We start from the raw sequence: 15,606 nt of genomic DNA on the forward strand, positions 1-15,606 counted from the left end.
CGGAAATGAGTACGGCGATGAACACCGAACTGACCGTCGCGGCATGGCCCGGGATGACACCGCGACTGCTCCGGTCCGAACCAGGCACCGAATCGGCGGCGCAGTACCGTGATGCGGGGGGTTACCTGCCGTTGGCCGACGTCGACGCGCTGCACGACGCGATCGCGCATGCGGGCGTGTTGGGACGCGGTGGTGCGGCCTTTCCCGTGGCGGTGAAGCTGTCCACCGTGCGCCAGGCTGCCCAGCGCGGTGCCGACACCGTGCTGGTGGCCAACGGCGAAGAGGGCGAACCGGCTTCGGTCAAGGATCGCTGGTTGCTGCGGCACCGGCCGCATTTGGTGCTCGACGGCTTGCGGCTGGCGGCCCGGATCGTCGGCGCCCGCCACGCGCACGTGTACATCTCGGACGAGCGGGCCGCTGCCGCCGTACGCACAGCGCTCGACGAGTTGACCGCCGACGCGCTCGACGGGGTCACCGTCAGCATGCTCAGGGTCGATCCGGCGTATGTCGCAGGCGAGGAGACCGCGGCGGTGCGCGCCATCAACGGTGGGCCGGCGAAACCGACCGACAAGCCGCCGCGCCCCTACGAAGAAGGGGTGGGGGGCCTGCCCACCGTGGTCAGCAATGTCGAGACGTTGGCCAATCTGCCCTATGTCCACCGGCGTGGTGCACCCGCCTACCGGGAGCTGGGCACCGATCGTTCACCCGGGACGTTCCTGGCGACCCTCACCGGCGGCGGCCGCGCCCCGGGCCTCTACGAAGTCCCGTTCGGTGTGTCGGTCGCGGAACTGGTTGCGTTGCACGGGGTCGACGCCGGACGGGTCCGCGGCGCGCTGATGGGCGGGTACTTCGCCGGACTGCTGGACCGGCGTGTCCTGGACGGTGCGCTGGACCACGACTCGCTGCGCAGCGCGGGCAGCGGGCTGGGATGCGGCGCGGTGTCGCTGATCACCGACGAATGCCCTGTGGCGGTCGGTGCGTCGGTGCTGGCCTACTACGACCACGAGAACGCCGGCCAGTGCGGTTCCTGCTTCAATGGCACCGCGGCGATGGCCGCCGCGGCCACCGCCCTGCGGGACGGGATCGCCGGCGCCGACGATTTGGCCCGCCTGCAGCGGTGGTCGGTCGTCCTGCGGGGCCGCGGTGCGTGCGCCACCCTGGATGCCGCCTGCAACATCGCTGCGAGCCTGCTCGCCATGTTCCCCGACGACGTCGCACGTCATCTGAACGCAGAGTGCGCGCAGTGCAGCGCAGGCGCTTTCACTGCCACGCGCCCATTCGAAGTGGAGTCATCGTGACCGACAAGATGCGGATCAAGCTCGACCGCACGCTCTGTGACGGCTTCGGGATCTGCGCCAAGCATGCCCCGGGATACTTCTCGCTGGACGATTGGGGATACGCCGTTCTCGTCGGCGACGGCAACATTCCGGACGAGGACAGGGACGCCGTGCAGCGCGCGCTGCTGGACTGCCCGGTCCACGCCATCTTGGAGATCGGTGAGCGCCGGCCGGATGAAACTCCGATGCAGCCCCTTCGGGAGCCCGACCTGGAGAACCTGAAGACCGAGGACAACGAGGCCGAATGGGGGTTTTCCCGATGAGCGCTTGCGCGAAGAAAGATGGGAAGCGATGAGCCGACTTCCACTGCCGCAGTTGACATTCGACAACGAGTTCTTCTGGACATCGGGCGCCGACGGGGTGCTGCGCATCCAGGAGTGCGGAGACTGCAAAGCGTTGATCCATCCACCGCAGCCGGTGTGCCGCTACTGCCGCAGCCACAACATGGGCCCTCGCGAGGTGTCCGGCCGCGCCGTGTTGTCGGCGTTCACCGTCAACCACCGGTTCTCCATCCCGGGGCTTCCTGCCCCGTATGTGGTGGCGCAGGTGGCGATCGAGGAGGACCCGCGGGTTCGCCTGACCACCAACATCGTCGACTGCGACCCCGACGAACTCGAGTTGGGCCGCGTCGTCGAGGTGGTCTTCGAGCAGAACGACGACGTGTGGTTGCCGCTGTTCCGGCCGACCCCCGAGCCGGAGACGGCGCCCCTGCCCGACGACGAGATCGCGCCGCAGGACTTCCCGAAATTCGTCCGGCCGATGCTGACGACCGAGAAGTTCGAGGACGCGGCCGCGATCACCGGCATCGGCGCCTCGAAGATGGGGCGGCGCCTGATGGTGTCGCCGTTGTCGCTGACCCTGCAGGCGTGTGAAGCGGCGATCGCCGACGCCGGGCTGACCCTGGCCGACATCGACGGGCTGTCCACCTATCCGGCGATGGACGCGATGGGCATGGGCGAAGGCGGCGTCACCGCGCTGGAGGGGGCGCTGGGCATCCGGCCGACCTGGATCAACGGCGGCATGGACACCTTCGGCCCCGGAGGATCGGTGATCGCGGCGGTCATGGCGGTCGCGACGGGGATGGCCCGGCACGTGCTGTGTTTCCGCACGCTGTGGGAGGCCACGTTCAACCAGCTGATGAAGGAAGGCAAGGTCTCACCGCCGGGTGGCGCCAGGGTGAACAACTGGCAGGCGCCGTTCGGCGCCACCTCGGCAGCTCACACACTGGCGCTCAATGCGCAGCGGCACTTTCACCGCTACGGCACCACGAAGGAGACCCTCGGCTGGATCGCGCTGAACCAGCGCGCCAACGCGGCGCTCAACCCGACCGCCATCTATCGCGACCCGATGACGATGCAGGACTACCTCAACGCACGGCTGATCACCACCCCGTTCGGCCTCTACGACTGCGATGTGCCGTGTGACGGTGCCGTCGCGGTCGTCGTCTCCGCCGTCGACGCCGCCGCCGACGCCCCCAAGACGCCGGTGTACTTCGAGGCGGTCGGCACCCAGATCATCGAGCGCACCGACTGGGATCAGACGACGCTCACCCACGAGCCGCAGGTGCTCGGGCAGGCCGCGCACCTCTGGACACGGACATCGCTGCGGCCTGGCGATGTCGACGTCGCCGAGCTGTACGACGGGTTCACGTTCAACTGCCTGTCCTGGCTGGAGGCGCTGGGATTCTGCGGTATCGGGGAGTCCAAGGACTTCCTCGACGGCGGCACCGCGATCGCCCGGGACGGGGTGATCCCGCTCAACACCCACGGCGGCCAGCTGTCCCATGGCCGTACGCACGGCATGGGCCTGGTCCACGAGGCCGTGTCTCAGCTGAGGGGCGAGGCAGGCGACCGGCAGGTCGCCGATGCCCGGGTGGCCGTCGTGAGCAGCGGCGGGCTGACGCCGAGCGGTGTCATGCTGCTGCGGACCGGTACCTGACCGTGGCTCCACGTCCACGGGTCGTCCTGATAGACGGGATCCCGATGTCGGCTCTCGTCGCGCAGGCGCCGGATCCCCGCGCGGTGATCGTCGCCGTGCACGGAGGCGCGACCTCTTCGGCGTACTTCGACTGCCCCGGCCACCCGGAGCTGTCGCTGTTACAGCACGCTGCCGCCGCCGGTTTCACCGCGCTCGCGTTGGACCGCCCCGGTTACGGCACCTCGGCGGTCTATGCCCGCGAGTTCACCGATCCGGCCCGCCGGGTCGCCGCCACTTCCGCCGCGGTGGACAAGATTCTCACCGGGACCGGTTGCGGCGCCGGGGTGTTCGTGCTCGGGCACTCGGCAGGCTGTGAGCTCGCGCTGCGGCTTGCGACCACTCGCGACGACGTCCTCGGCGTCGAGTTGTCCGGCACCGGCCTGCGGTACAGCGACGCGGCCAAGGACATCATCGCCTCGGCGACGGTGACGAACCGGCCCGCCGGCCTGCGCGATCTGCTGTGGGAACCGGCTGACCTCTACCCCGCCGAGGTGCTCACCGGCGCACTGTCCTCGCCCGGGGTGGCCTACGAGGGAGAGGTGACGGCGCACTGGGCCCGACGGGATTTTCCCGCGATCGCCGCCGAGGTGCGCGTGCCCGTGCAGTTCAGCATCGCCGAGCACGAGAAGGTCTGGCAGACCGATTCGCAGGCTGTCGCGGCCATTACTGAATTGTTCGCCGCCGCGCCGCGGGTGAAGGTCAACGAGATGCCGGGCAGCGGGCACAACCTGTCCGTCGGGCTGACCGCCGGCGAGTATCACCGAAAAGTGTTGTCGTTCATCGAAGAGTGCATCGCGGACATAGAGGACCGCGATCGAGATCACGTGGAGGCGAGCTGATGCGGGTCGGATTCATCGGGCTGGGCAGCCAGGGAGGTCCCATGGCGCGTCGGATCGCCGAGGGAGGGTTCGAGACGACACTGTGGGCACGGCGGCCCGCCAGCCTGCAACCGTATGCCGACACGCCCGCCAGGACGGTCGCCACGCCGGCCGACCTCGGCGCCGCCAGCGACCTGGTGTGCCTGTGTGTGGTGGGTGACGACGACGTCCGCGAGGTGCTCTACGGGGATACCGGCGTGCTGGCCGGGCTCGCCGAGGGCGGGATCATCGCGATCCACAGCACCGTCCATCCCGACACGTGCCGCGAGATCGCGGACAAGGCAGCCGCGCAGGGTGTTTCGGTGATCGACGCCCCGGTCAGCGGTGGCGGGCCCGCGGTCGAGCAGGGCACGCTGCTGGTCATGGTGGGCGGTGACGAAGACGTCGCCGAGCGGTGCCGGCCGGTGTTCGCGACGTACGCCGACCCGATCGTGCACCTGGGTCCGCTCGGCAGCGGTCAGAACACCAAGATCCTCAACAACCTGCTGTTCAGTGCGAACCTGGGGAGCGCCGTGAGCACCCTGGAGCTCGGTGAGTCACTGGGTATCCCCCGCGACAAGCTCGTCGAGGTGCTCAATCGGGGTTCGGCGACGAGCAAGGCGGTGGGCAGCATCTCGGTGTTCGGTGGCACCCTCGACGGGTTGGCGCCGATCGCCGGGGCGCTGCTGCAGAAGGACGTCAGGCACGCCGCCAGCCTGGCGGCGGCGGCAAAAGCGCCGGAGGGAGCGGTGTTCACGGCGGCCGACGCGGCGCTGGAGGCAATGGATCACCGGCGATGAGCGCTTGCGCCGCGACGAGCGGTCGAGCGAAGAGCGGAGAGCCGCGATGAGCACCGTCGGATTCGTCGGCGCGGGCCGCATGGGCGCTCCGATGGTCGAGCGGCTGGTCCAGGCCGGCCACGCCGTGCGGGTGCTGGGCAGGACACCCCAAAAACGTGCCGACATCGAGGAGTTGGGCGCTTCGCCGGTGGCCGGGGTGACGGCGTTGGCCGAGGACGCCGACGTGGTTGTGGTGTGCGTGTTCACCGACGAGCAGGTGCGCGAGGTGTGCGTGGACGACGGCCTGCTCGCCGCCATGCCGGCGGGTTCGGTGCTGGTCGTCCACACCACTGGGAGCCCGACCACCGCCGGGCTGCTGGCCGCCCGGGCGCCTGAGGTCGCCGTGGTGGACGCACCGGTCAGCGGCGGCCCTCACGACATCGCCGCCGGACACATCACGCTCTTCGTGGGCGGTGAGGACGCGGCCGTGGAGCGGGCGCGCTCTGTACTCGCCGCGTACGGTGACCCGATCCTGCATATGGGCGGGCTCGGCGCCGGCCAGTGGATGAAACTGATCAACAACACGCTGTTCGCGGCGCAGCTCGGAATGCTGAGTGAGGCAGCAGCGTTCGCCGCGCGGGTGGGTGTCGACGAGACCGCGTTGCTCGACGCGCTCGGCCACGGCAGCGGCGCCAGCCGCGCCGCCGAGATCGTCGGCACTCGCGGGTCGGTGCGGTCGTTCATCGACTCGGTCGGCGAGTTCCTCGGCAAGGACGTCGCGGTGGTGCGTGAGGTCGCGGCAGAAACCGGAGCGGACCTGGGGGCGCTTGAGGGGCTCCTCGACACCGTCGTGGCCACGCCGAGCGGTGGCAGACCACGCCGATAGCAAAGCCCGCAGAATCCTGTGCTGGATCACAGCAACTGTTAGCGTTACGGTTGAGACACTTCCCGTAAAGCTTCCGGCCTCCAGCCCGCCGTGAAGGAGGAACACCCCATGACCGCTCCTGAACTCCGTTTCGACCCGGTCTCTCAGGACTATTTCGACAACCCGTACGAGATCTACCGCAGGATGCGGGACGAGGCGCCGCTCTACTACGACGCCGAAGGCGATTTCTACGCACTGACCCGCCATGCTGACGTCGCGGCCGCGCTCAAGGATCACGAGTCGTTCTCGTCGGCTCGCGGATGCGATCTCGCGATGGTGCGCTCGGAAGAGGGTCCGGTGAAGTCGATAATTTTCATGGACCCGCCGGAGCATCGCCACATGCGGAGCCTGCTGAACAAGGCGTTCACTCCCCGAGCCATTCAGTCTCAGCGGGACACCATCATCGAGCTCGTCGAGCACTACCTGTCCCAGGTCGATCCCGACAATTTCGACGTCGTGCAGGACTTCTCCGGGCCGTTCCCCGTCGAGGTGATCACCCGGATGGCCGGAGTTCCCGAGGAGTTCCGGCAACAGGTTCGGCACTGGATCGACAAGGGTCTCGAGCGCAAACCCGGCCAGCTCGAATGGTCCGACGAGAACATGCAGGCCAACATCGACTCGGGTGTCTACTACTACGGCCTGGTTCAGGAACGGCGGCAGAACCCGCAGGACGACATGATCAGCCGCCTTATCGAGGCGGAGATCCCCGGCGAGAACGGGCAGATGCGCAAGCTCGACGACATCGAGATCACCGGTTTCACCACGCTGCTCGGCGGGGCCGGCGCGGAGACCGTCACCAAGCTGGTCGGCAGCGCCGTTGTGGAGTTCGCCCGCCACCCCGAACAGTGGCAGATGTTGCTCGACAACCGCAGTCTGGTACCGGACGCGGTCGAGGAGCTGCTGCGCTACGTCGGGCCCGTGCAGTACAACGTCCGCTACACCGTCAAGGAAGCCCACGTCCCCAGCGGCACCATCCCCGCGCACAAGCCGGTGTTCCTGATGAAGGCGGCGGCCAACCGTGACCCGCGCGCGTTCGACGACGCCGAGACCTTCGACATCACCCGCGACCGCACGCAGGCGCAGAACCTCGGTCTGGGCTATGGCATCCACAGCTGCCTCGGCGCCGCGCTGGCCCGGCTGGAGACGACGATCGCGCTCGAGCATCTGCTTGATTTCATGCCCCGGTTCGTGGTTGATTTCGACGGACTGGAGAAGGTGCACATGCAGAACGTCGCCGGGTACCACCACGTGCCGGTGCGGGTGTTGAGGTGAGGGCCTGCGCGACGAGGAGGACACTTCAGTGACTCAGAAGATTGTCGTCGACTTCGGCCTCTGCGAGAGCAACGGGGTGTGCATGGGCATCATCCCGGAGGTGTTCGATCTCGACGAGGACGACTATCTGCACGTCCTACAGGATGAGGTGACGCCCGAGAACGAGCACGGCGTCAGGGAATCCGTCCGGCAGTGCCCACGGCAAGCGATTTCGATACAGGACGTATGACCGCTACCGAGCTCGTCTTCGACCCGTTCTCCGAGGAGTTCTTCAACGGCCCGTGGGAGATCTATCGGCGGCTACGCACCGAAGCGCCGGTGTACTACAACCCCGAGTACGACTTCTACGCGCTGTCCCGGCATGCCGACGTCGCCGCGGCGTTCAAGGACTACGAGACATTCTCGTCGGCCTACGGTCTCGATCTGGCGATGGTGAAATCCGGCGAGCCGCTGCCGATGAAGATGATCATCTTGATGGACCCACCGGAGCATCGCCAGATGCGCAGCCTGGTCAACAAGGTCTTCACACCCCGCCAGATCGCGAATCTCAAACCCATGGTCATCGAGACCATCGACCGGTGCTTCTCGTCGGCCGACCCGGACCGCTTCGACGTGGTACAGGATTTCGCGGCGTTCTTCCCGGTCGAGGTGATCACCCAGATGCTGGGTGTGCCGGCCGAGAGCAGGCAACAGGTACGCCAGTGGGTGGACACCTCGCTGCACCGTGAGCCGGGCCAGATCGAGATGTCCTCGGAGGGTCAGGAGGCCATCGCGCAGGCGATGGGGCTGTACTACAAACTGATCCAACAACGGCGTGCCGAACCGCAGGACGACATGTTCACCCGCTTGGTGCAGGCCGAGATCGAACGTGAGGACGGTCAGAAGGAACGCCTGGACGACTTCGAGATCGCAGGATTCGCAACGCTTCTGGGCGGCGCCGGTGCCGAGACCGTGACCAAGCTGATCGGCAACGCCGCTGTGATCTTCGCCCAGAACCCGGACCAGTGGCAGAAGCTGCTCGACGACCGCGGCAAGATCCCGGCCGCGGTCGAGGAACTGCTGCGGTACGAGGCGCCGGCGCAGTACAACGTGCGGCGCTCGATGAAGGAGGTCACGCTGCACGGTGTGACCATCCCGGCGGGCAAACCGGTGTTCCTGCTTGGCGGTTCGGCCAACCGCGATCCGGAGGCCTTCACCGACGCGGACACGTTCGACATCGACCGCGACCGCACCGAGGCGCAGAACCTCGGCTTCGGCTACGGGGTGCACAGCTGCCTCGGCGCCGCGCTGGCGCGGATGGAGAGCGCGATCGCGTTGGAACGGTTGCTGGACTTCATGCCCCGCTACGAGGTGCTGTGGGACCAGTGCCGGCGGGTGGCGATGCAGAACGTGGCGGGCTGGTCGCACGTGCCCGTCCGGGTACTCAGGTAGCCCGATGCGATTCGTTCTTGTGCACGGCGGCTTTCACGCTGCATGGTGCTGGGAACGCACCGCCGTCGAGCTGAGGCAGATGGGCCACGACGCGGTCGCCGTCGACACCACCGCGAGCGTGCGTGTCTGCGGGCGACACACCGCTGCGGACAAGCATTTCGCGCACGCTCGGCGGCGGTGTTAGCACGCCGAGCGTGCATCAGAAGCAGATCAGATGCAGGTCAGATACCGGCGACGATGACGCCGTTGCAGTCGGCGGCAGCCTGCCGCAGTTTCGCCGCGGCCTGATATTCGTCGGAGTAGTACCACTCCTTGGCCGCTTCCACGGATTCGAACTCCAGGAGCACGGTCTGGGTGCCGTGCCACTGTCCCTCAAGAACTTCGGCAGGCGGCCCGAACGCCAGCACCTTGGCATTGGCCATCGTCTGGCTGGCGAGCTTGCCGTACTCGGCCATGCCGGCCGGGTCCTTGATGTCCTCGGTGATGATCACATAGCCCTTGGCCACAGTTGAATGCTCCTGCTCTTCAGTCGATTTCGCGTATTGCTCGTTCGGGACAGTTGTCGATGGCCTCGCGGGCAGCCGTTTCCAGGCCGGCGGGCACCGTCTCGGGATCGGCGACAGCCCAGCCGTCGTCCGTCATCTGAAAGACGTCAGGGCACAGCGTCAGGCACATTCCGTGGCCGGCGCAGCGATCTTCGTCGACCGTCACCTTCATCGGACGTCGAACTCCAGGTGCAGTTCGGTGAGCCCTCGCAGGATGTAGGTCGGGATGTACTCGTAGCGCCGGTTGCCGGCCGGGCCGTGCTTACTCTCCGAGATACGGATGTCGGTGGTGCGGTCCAGAAGTCGCTCCAGGCCGACGCGGGTCTCGGCGCGGGCCAGCGGCGCCCCCGGGCAGCTGTGGATTCCCCGGCCGAAGGCAAGGTGCTGGCGCGCGTTCTTACGCTCGGGGTCGAAGGTGTCGGGGTCCTCGAACCGGCGCGGATCCCGGTTGGCGGCGCCGTTGATGACCATCACGGTGCACCCCGCTCCCAGCGGCTGGTCGCCGACGGTGGTGGGAACCCGTGACAACCGGAAATCCCCCTTCACCGGGCTTTCGATGCGCAGGCACTCCTCGATGAAGTTCGGCAGCAGACTGCGGTCGGCGCGCAGCCTCTCCTGGATGTCGGGCCGGTCGCCCATCACCTTCAACGCCGTGCTCAGCAGCCGCACCGTGGTCTCCTGCCCTGCAGAGAACACGTTCGTGGCCACGCGCACCACGTCGCCGACCTCGGGCAGGGTGCCGTCCGGGAACGTCGCCGTGGCCAGTCCGGTGAGCACGTCGTCCCGGGGTTCGGCGCGTCGGTCCTCGACATAGGTCGCGAAGACCTCGTAGAGATACTCCAGCGGCGTTTTGGTCAGCGTCTTCTCGGCGTTGCCGAGCCCGCCGCCGTGGGTGCCCTTGGCGAGCCGTTCGAGCAGTTCCGGTCGGTCCTCGTCGGGGACACCGAGCAGGTCGGCGATCACCCGCAGCGTGAACGGAGCGGCGAAGCCCTTGATGAACTCGCCTTCACCGGGCGTCAGGTAGTCATCGAGGATGTCATCGGCGAGCTGCCACATCGCGTCTTCGTTCTCTTTGAGACGCTTGGGTGTGATCAGGCGCATCAGCAGCGCGCGGTGGTTGGTGTGCGTCGGCGGGTCCAGCGTGGGCAGCTGGTCGCTGAACGGGATCTCGTCGCGATGCTCGACGATCAGGTCGGTGATGTCGTCCATGCCCTCGGTCGATACCGGGAACCCCGGGAACGGGCCGGTCACCGAGATGCAGGACGAGAACGTCTCCGAGTCGTTGTAGACGTCGACGGCCTCCTGCCAACCGGTGACCATCGTGACGCCGTAGTGGTCTTCGCGGGCGACCGGGCATTTGTTGCGCAGTGCTTCGTAGAACGTGTACGGGTCGTCCGTCAGGCGGCTGTCCCTGAAGAAGTCGACCGTGGTGAGGTCTTCGGCCATGCTCGCTCCGTTCGACGGTCTCTCGCTGCGAGAACGTGATTCTCATTCTTGCGTATCAGGTTTTCATACCGGCCGCGTGGCGTCAACGAGGACTCCTGTCAAAGCCCCTCCGGCTGTATGCCCAGGACGTTCACTGCCGTGCCGAGCAGCTGGTAGCAACCGACGGTGAAGATCAGGTCCATGACCTGCCGCTCGTCGAACTGTTCACGTAGCTCCGACCAGGTTTCGTCGCTGAGCGCGTTGGTCGCGTCGAGTTCGTCGACGACGCGCACGAGCAGCCGGTCAGCCGGGTGGGCGGGCTCGCCCGCGGCGATCGAGTCGATCTCAGCCTGCGTCAGGCCGGCCCGCAGGGCGATCGGCACGTGGTGGTCCCAGAGGTAGTCCGAGCGACGGACGTGCACGGCGCGCAGCAGGGCCACTTCACGCTCGCGGGGCGACAGCGTCGAACCGACCAGAAGGTGCGCGTTGAACGTCAGATAGGCCCGGGTCAACGCCGGGTGGTGGACGAGCGTGCCGAGCACGTTGCCCGCGTCTCGGAGGTTGGCTCGCTCGGCTGGGAGCAACGGGCGCAACGAATCTCGGGCCCGGTCGTCCCACTGGTCCTCAGGCAGCGGCGCCACCCGCGGCACATGGAGATCGGCGATAGGATCGGCCATCGACTACTGGATCGGCTCGTCGCCGAGGACCGTGGTTCGCAGCATCTCTCTCGGCGAGTCGGGGTCGTACGGCGCAGCGCGGTGCAGCACGCCGTTGTTGTCCCAGATCACGGTGTCGCCGACGGACCAGCGGTGGCTGTACACCAGCTCGGGGCGGGTGGCGCGGTCGAGCAGGTCGGCCATCAGCGCCTGCCCCTCGTCGCGGTCCATACCGACCACGTAGTGCGCCGACGCGCCCAGCACCAGCGACTTGCGGCCGCTACGGTGCGTCCACACCAGCGGATGCTCGTGGGTGGGACGGGAGCGCCAGCGCGCGAGCTCTTCGGGCGTCGGGTTCGGGTTGACCCGGCTCTGCGAGGCTTCCAGTGAGTGGACAACTCTCAACCGCGAGAAGCGCTCCTTCTCGTCGTCGGTGAACGCCTCATAGGCCGCGTAGGAATTGGCGAATTCGGTCTCACCACCGCGTTCGGCGACCTGAACGGCGGACAGCACCGTGGCCTTCTGCGGACACTCGTCGTTGGTTGGGGTGCAGCCGTCGATGTGCCAGTCGAAGGTGGCGCGCAGGTAGGCGGCCGACTTGTTCTTCGACTTGTCCAAAGTGATCGGGTAGATGCCGGGAACGGGGTGGTGACCGTCGGAGGAGTGGTCGACGGCACCGAGCCGGCGGCTGAACGTGACCTGCGCCTGGGGATCGAGTCCGAGATCCGGGAAGACCAGCACCCCGTTGTCCTCGAGTGCGTCCAGCACCGCCGCACCCAGTGAGTCGTCGGAGGCGAGCCGGTCAGGATCCACGCCGAGGACTTCGGCACCGACCGAGGGTGTCAGCTTGTTGACCGTCAGCAAAGTCATGGGGTCCTGTCCGTTGCGGAGATGGGTCTGTCACGGCACCGGTGCGCTGACGCGGTCGATCACGGCGTCGGCGGAATCGGCGGGTTTCTGAGTGCCGAAGACCTCGACGGCCATCGACACCATGATCATCGAGTAGACGAGGTGCAGTAGGTTGAGCACGTCGTCGGGCAGCTCGTCGAGCGGGAACTTGTCGCAGTAGTCGATGGCTTCCTCGAAGCGCGGCGAGAACGCGTCGTAGAACGCGTGAATCTCCGGCATCGGTGTGCTCAGGCGGGCCTCCCATCGTTCGGGTTCGGTTGCCAGGCACCACTTCTCGGCGAACGGTTCATACTCGGCGAACGGGTCGGGTAGGCGCGCCATGGTCACACCCCCACCGCGTCGCGTTCGGCTTTGTATCGCTTCACCCAGTCGACAGCGACATGGTGGAGGTGACGGACCAGGATCTCCTGATCATTGAGCGGGTAGTCGTCGACTACCGGCTCGTTCAGGCCGTACTCCAGTGCCGCCTGGGTGCCGCCGAGCATCCCGGCGTCCTGCAACGCGAATTCCTTCAGCACGACGGACGCGACCTCGTGCTCGATCCGTTCGCGCACGGTGCGGGCCGGGTGGAACGCGTTGTAGGCCTCGAACTTGTGCGTATTGTGCGACGTCGGCCAGTACCGGTACAGCAGGTACCAGCCGTGGTAGATCAGGATTTCCAGGTTTGGAAAGATCTGGAAATTGGTGATGCCCCACGGCTCGATGCCGCCCGGGTTCAGCCCGGCCGACTGATGGGTCTCCGGGGTCCGCCACGGTCCCACCAGCCCACTGCGCGTGGCCCTTTCGACGGGGTACATGTACTCGGGTGCGAGCAGCCACCGGCGGGTGCCGGCCGTCGACACGAGTCGGTGCGGCCCGTCGATCTGGAAGTGCCCGCACTCGAAAGTCGCGTTCGGCTGGCGCACCTCGGTCGGCACCTGCTGCGAATGCAGTGACGGCACGTGGTAGTACTCCTGGAACGCGTCGGCGAAAATCTTCCAGTTGCTGTTGTTGTGCGCGACGAAGTCGTAACGCTCGGTCATCAATTCGAACGGATAGTCGTCCAGCGCGGTGATCATCGGGCCCAGAAACTCGCGCAGCGTCTGACGGGGCTCGGGATCGAAGTTGATGAAGATGAAGCCGTTCCACACGTCGCAATGCACGGGTTTGAGGCCGTACTTCGTGGTGTCGAGGTCGAAGAACTCGCCGGGCTGCTGGACGAATTTCAGTTCGCCGTCGAGACCGTAGCGCCACCCGTGGTACTTGCACGTGAACTGGCGGCACGCGCCCTTGACCTCTTCGCTCGGGAAGTCGTTCCACACCAACTTGTTTCCACGGTGCCGGCACAGATTGTAGAAGGCGCGGATCTGCTCGCCGCGGCCTTTGACCACGATGACCGACGTCTTCGCCGCGTCGATGTCCTTGGTCAGATAGCTTCCGACACGCGGCAGTTCCTCGACGCGGCCGACATTCAGCCACGCCCGCTTGAACACCGCCTCGCGCTCCAGTTCGTAGAACTCCGGCGAGATCGAGTCGCGGAATGACACCGGTCCGGTACCGAGCTCTGGATAGTGTTCGGTCCAGCTGCCCTCAGCGGGCTTGGGCCACTTGGCCATTCGAACCCCTCCCCCTTGTCGTCGTGCCGCGAATGTCTATCGCCTTGCGCATGTCGGCGGTAATGCGCAAGGCCGTCGTCATCCCATCACCGCCCCGCCGTTGACACCGAGGGTCTGGGCCGGTGATGAACCCGGCCTCCTCCGAGCACAGGAACCCGACGGCGGCCGCGATGTCGTCGCCGGTGCCGAGGTGGCCGACTGGAATGCTGGCCGCCATCTGCTCGTTGGGCGGCAGGAACCCGGCCGCCTGGGACTGTCGTTGCATGGGCGTCTCGATGCCCGAGGGCGGGACGTTGTTCACCGTGATCCCCAGCGGCCCGTACTCCCGCGCCAGCGAACGGGTGAACGAGATCAGCGCCCCCTTGGACGCCGCGTAGTGCGCCATGCCCGGTGAGCCGCGCTGCGCGCTGGACGACGAGATCATCACGATGCGACCCCAGCGGGCGTCGAGCATGTCCGGGATCGCCAACTGCGCACAGTGGAAGGTGCCGTTGAGGTTCACGTCGATCAGGCGCTGCCACGATTCGGGCGTGATCTGCAGGAACGGCGCGAAGTCGACGAGGCCCGCGCTGGTCACCAGGATGTGCACCGGCCCGAGTTCGGTGCGTACCTTGGCGAAGGCCTCCTCGAGGGCCGCACGGTCGGTCACGTCGACCGCGATACCGAGCGCGGTGACGCCGTCGGCGCGTAGCTCCTCGGCAACCCGCTGTGCCGCTTCGCCGTTGAGGTCCAGCACGGCCACCTTGTGCCCTCGCCGGCCCAGCTCGTGGCAGGTCGATTCGCCCATGCCGGAGGCACCGCCGGTCACGACCGCTACGCGCGTCATCGTCTGCATCTCATCGATACGCTCCTACTCATAGATCACGTGGACTGTGCGGCTGGTCGGCAGCGCCTGACACGTCACCACCCAGCCCTCCTCGACCTCGTCCTCATCGAGTGCGTCGTTGTTCAACATCCGCGCACTGCCCTCGACCACCTTGGCCATACAGGTTCCGCAGGAGCCGGTTTCGCAGGATGCGGGCGCCTTCAGGCCCTTCTGCCGTGCGGTCTGCAGCAGTGTGTCACCTTGCCGGTAGGCCGCGACGGTCTTTCGGCGGTCCAGTTCGATGACGACTACCTCGCACACCTGCGCGGTGTCGTCCGTGACGCCGGGCGGCACCTCGGCCAGCGTGAAACGCTCGAGATGCAGGCGCTGCTTCGTCACACCGGCGCCGAGCAGGGCCTTCTCGACGGTGTCCATGAACGGGGCGGGCCCGCAGATGTAGAAGTCCGCATCACCGACACCAGCCACGAACGACTCGACGGTCGAGGCCGTGAGCACGCCGCCGTCCTCGTCGTAGTGGTGTTCGATCGTTATCCGTCCGGCGTGCTGTTCGGCCAGGCGCGCCAGCGGTTCGGCGAAGATGACCGACTCGCGGCTGCGGTTGGCGTAGAGCAGTCTGATCGGCCGCCCCGAATCGGCCAGCGCACTGCGCACCAGAGACATGATCGGCGTGATCCCGCTGCCGCCGGCGAACGCGATCAATGGCCTCGTGTTCGAAACATTTTCGGCCAGAACGAATCTGCCCGCGGGCGGTGCGGCGTGCAGCGCGTCACCCTCGGCGGCGGTGTCGTTGATCCAGTTCGACACCACCCCGCCCGGATCGCGCTTGACGGTGATGCGCAACTCGTCGTCGACCGGCGCCGACGACATCGAGTAGCACCGGCGCAGGTCGCGCCCTCCGACGGTGACCTGCAGCGTCAGGAACTGGCCCGCCTTGTAGCGGAAGCGGTGCGAGCAGTGCTCCGGCACGTCGAGTACCAGGGACACGGTATCGCTGGTTTCGCGCACCACGCGCATGATGCGCAGTGGCGCAAACCCTGCGGAATCCCCGACTGTCAGTTCCTCAGCCATCCAC

At 67.0% G+C, this 15,606-nt stretch carries 17 protein-coding genes and 2 pseudogenes; 10 read left to right on the forward strand and 9 right to left on the reverse strand.

The genetic code is table 11. From position 1 onward, the window contains the following. The first annotated feature begins 5 nt into the window (after nucleotides 1–5). From KXD97_RS29055 to KXD97_RS29100, 10 genes and pseudogenes are all read left to right on the forward strand, one after another. Nucleotides 6–1,298 (forward strand): NADH-ubiquinone oxidoreductase-F iron-sulfur binding region domain-containing protein, encoded by a 1,293-nt coding sequence (locus KXD97_RS29055; protein ID WP_260754468.1) that lies wholly within the window; start codon nucleotides 6–8, stop codon nucleotides 1,296–1,298. 8 nt (nucleotides 1,299–1,306) lie between these two features. Then, nucleotides 1,307–1,600: a ferredoxin gene (locus tag KXD97_RS29060; RefSeq protein WP_260758202.1), complete on the forward strand. Its 294-nt coding sequence runs from the start codon at nucleotides 1,307–1,309 to the stop codon at nucleotides 1,598–1,600. Nucleotides 1,601–1,628: 28 nt separating this feature from the next. Next, a complete protein-coding gene (locus KXD97_RS29065; RefSeq protein ID WP_260754469.1) occupies nucleotides 1,629–3,275 on the forward strand; it encodes a thiolase C-terminal domain-containing protein in 1,647 nt (548 codons plus the stop codon). A gap of 44 nt (nucleotides 3,276–3,319) precedes the next feature. Next, the gene (locus KXD97_RS29070) at nucleotides 3,320–4,153 is read left to right on the forward strand and encodes an alpha/beta hydrolase (protein WP_260754470.1); all 834 of its coding nucleotides are present in this window, start codon (nucleotides 3,320–3,322) and stop codon (nucleotides 4,151–4,153) included. Then, nucleotides 4,153–4,971, forward strand: coding sequence for an NAD(P)-dependent oxidoreductase (locus tag KXD97_RS29075; protein ID WP_260754471.1), 819 nt, complete (start codon nucleotides 4,153–4,155; stop codon nucleotides 4,969–4,971). The genes KXD97_RS29070 and KXD97_RS29075 overlap by 1 nt, the downstream gene beginning before the upstream one ends. 4 nt (nucleotides 4,972–4,975) lie before the next feature. Next, on the forward strand, nucleotides 4,976–5,836 hold the full coding sequence (locus KXD97_RS29080) for an NAD(P)-dependent oxidoreductase (RefSeq protein WP_260754473.1): 861 nt from the start codon (nucleotides 4,976–4,978) through the stop codon (nucleotides 5,834–5,836). A gap of 108 nt (nucleotides 5,837–5,944) precedes the next feature. Beyond that, complete coding sequence (locus KXD97_RS29085) at nucleotides 5,945–7,147, forward strand: cytochrome P450 (protein WP_260754475.1); 1,203 nt, start codon at nucleotides 5,945–5,947, stop codon at nucleotides 7,145–7,147. 28 nt (nucleotides 7,148–7,175) lie between these two features. After that, complete coding sequence (locus tag KXD97_RS29090; RefSeq protein ID WP_260754477.1) at nucleotides 7,176–7,376, forward strand: ferredoxin; 201 nt, start codon at nucleotides 7,176–7,178, stop codon at nucleotides 7,374–7,376. Then, nucleotides 7,373–8,578, forward strand: coding sequence for a cytochrome P450 (locus tag KXD97_RS29095; RefSeq protein ID WP_260754481.1), 1,206 nt, complete (start codon nucleotides 7,373–7,375; stop codon nucleotides 8,576–8,578). The genes KXD97_RS29090 and KXD97_RS29095 overlap by 4 nt, the downstream gene beginning before the upstream one ends. Nucleotides 8,579–8,582: 4 nt before the next feature. Next, nucleotides 8,583–8,684: pseudogene (locus KXD97_RS29100) on the forward strand (esterase); the annotation flags it as partial. 115 nt (nucleotides 8,685–8,799) lie between these two features. Here KXD97_RS29100 and KXD97_RS29105 read toward each other — a convergent pair. From KXD97_RS29105 to KXD97_RS29145, 9 genes and pseudogenes are all read right to left on the reverse strand, one after another. Then, nucleotides 8,800–9,084 carry a DUF1330 domain-containing protein gene (locus KXD97_RS29105; RefSeq protein ID WP_260754482.1) on the reverse strand — a complete coding sequence of 95 codons (285 nt, stop codon included), beginning with the start codon at nucleotides 9,082–9,084 and terminating at the stop codon, nucleotides 8,800–8,802. A 19-nt stretch (nucleotides 9,085–9,103) separates the two neighbouring features. Continuing rightward, nucleotides 9,104–9,295 (reverse strand): ferredoxin, encoded by a 192-nt coding sequence (locus KXD97_RS29110; RefSeq protein WP_260754483.1) that lies wholly within the window; start codon nucleotides 9,293–9,295, stop codon nucleotides 9,104–9,106. Beyond that, a complete protein-coding gene (locus tag KXD97_RS29115; RefSeq protein ID WP_260754484.1) occupies nucleotides 9,292–10,569 on the reverse strand; it encodes a cytochrome P450 in 1,278 nt (425 codons plus the stop codon). Before KXD97_RS29115 ends, KXD97_RS29110 begins: the two co-directional genes overlap by 4 nt. Before the next feature lie 98 nt (nucleotides 10,570–10,667). Continuing rightward, nucleotides 10,668–11,225, reverse strand: coding sequence for a carboxymuconolactone decarboxylase family protein (locus KXD97_RS29120; RefSeq protein ID WP_260754485.1), 558 nt, complete (start codon nucleotides 11,223–11,225; stop codon nucleotides 10,668–10,670). A gap of 3 nt (nucleotides 11,226–11,228) precedes the next feature. Continuing rightward, nucleotides 11,229–12,074, reverse strand: coding sequence for a TauD/TfdA family dioxygenase (locus tag KXD97_RS29125; RefSeq protein ID WP_260754486.1), 846 nt, complete (start codon nucleotides 12,072–12,074; stop codon nucleotides 11,229–11,231). 30 nt (nucleotides 12,075–12,104) lie between these two features. Next, on the reverse strand, nucleotides 12,105–12,434 hold the full coding sequence (locus KXD97_RS29130; RefSeq protein ID WP_260754487.1) for a hypothetical protein: 330 nt from the start codon (nucleotides 12,432–12,434) through the stop codon (nucleotides 12,105–12,107). A gap of 2 nt (nucleotides 12,435–12,436) precedes the next feature. Then, on the reverse strand, nucleotides 12,437–13,708 hold the full coding sequence (locus tag KXD97_RS29135) for an aromatic ring-hydroxylating dioxygenase subunit alpha (RefSeq protein WP_260754488.1): 1,272 nt from the start codon (nucleotides 13,706–13,708) through the stop codon (nucleotides 12,437–12,439). 78 nt (nucleotides 13,709–13,786) lie between these two features. Next, a pseudogene (locus KXD97_RS29140) lies at nucleotides 13,787–14,534 on the reverse strand (SDR family NAD(P)-dependent oxidoreductase). A 24-nt stretch (nucleotides 14,535–14,558) separates the two neighbouring features. Beyond that, nucleotides 14,559–15,602, reverse strand: coding sequence for a ferredoxin--NADP reductase (locus KXD97_RS29145; RefSeq protein WP_260754490.1), 1,044 nt, complete (start codon nucleotides 15,600–15,602; stop codon nucleotides 14,559–14,561). Between the last annotated feature and the right edge of the window lie 4 nt (nucleotides 15,603–15,606).

It is taken from the genome of Mycobacterium sp. SMC-8 (assembly GCF_025263565.1).
GTDB lineage: Bacteria > Actinomycetota > Actinomycetes > Mycobacteriales > Mycobacteriaceae > Mycobacterium.

Excerpts from the sequence above, each read along its gene's own strand:
- KXD97_RS29055 (WP_260754468.1), top strand. The coding sequence starts at position 6 with ATGAGTACGGCGATGAACACCGAACTGACCGTCGCGGCATGGCCCGGG.
- KXD97_RS29060 (WP_260758202.1), top strand. The coding sequence starts at position 1,307 with ATGCGGATCAAGCTCGACCGCACGCTCTGTGACGGCTTCGGGATCTGC.
- KXD97_RS29065 (WP_260754469.1), top strand. The coding sequence starts at position 1,629 with ATGAGCCGACTTCCACTGCCGCAGTTGACATTCGACAACGAGTTCTTC.
- KXD97_RS29070 (WP_260754470.1), top strand. The coding sequence starts at position 3,320 with ATGTCGGCTCTCGTCGCGCAGGCGCCGGATCCCCGCGCGGTGATCGTC.
- KXD97_RS29075 (WP_260754471.1), top strand. The coding sequence starts at position 4,153 with ATGCGGGTCGGATTCATCGGGCTGGGCAGCCAGGGAGGTCCCATGGCG.
- KXD97_RS29085 (WP_260754475.1), top strand. The coding sequence starts at position 5,945 with ATGACCGCTCCTGAACTCCGTTTCGACCCGGTCTCTCAGGACTATTTC.
- KXD97_RS29095 (WP_260754481.1), top strand. The coding sequence starts at position 7,373 with ATGACCGCTACCGAGCTCGTCTTCGACCCGTTCTCCGAGGAGTTCTTC.
- KXD97_RS29110 (WP_260754483.1), bottom strand. The coding sequence starts at position 9,295 with ATGAAGGTGACGGTCGACGAAGATCGCTGCGCCGGCCACGGAATGTGC.
- KXD97_RS29115 (WP_260754484.1), bottom strand. The coding sequence starts at position 10,569 with ATGGCCGAAGACCTCACCACGGTCGACTTCTTCAGGGACAGCCGCCTG.
- KXD97_RS29120 (WP_260754485.1), bottom strand. The coding sequence starts at position 11,225 with ATGGCCGATCCTATCGCCGATCTCCATGTGCCGCGGGTGGCGCCGCTG.
- KXD97_RS29125 (WP_260754486.1), bottom strand. The coding sequence starts at position 12,074 with ATGACTTTGCTGACGGTCAACAAGCTGACACCCTCGGTCGGTGCCGAA.
- KXD97_RS29130 (WP_260754487.1), bottom strand. The coding sequence starts at position 12,434 with ATGGCGCGCCTACCCGACCCGTTCGCCGAGTATGAACCGTTCGCCGAG.
- KXD97_RS29135 (WP_260754488.1), bottom strand. The coding sequence starts at position 13,708 with ATGGCCAAGTGGCCCAAGCCCGCTGAGGGCAGCTGGACCGAACACTAT.
- KXD97_RS29145 (WP_260754490.1), bottom strand. The coding sequence starts at position 15,602 with ATGGCTGAGGAACTGACAGTCGGGGATTCCGCAGGGTTTGCGCCACTG.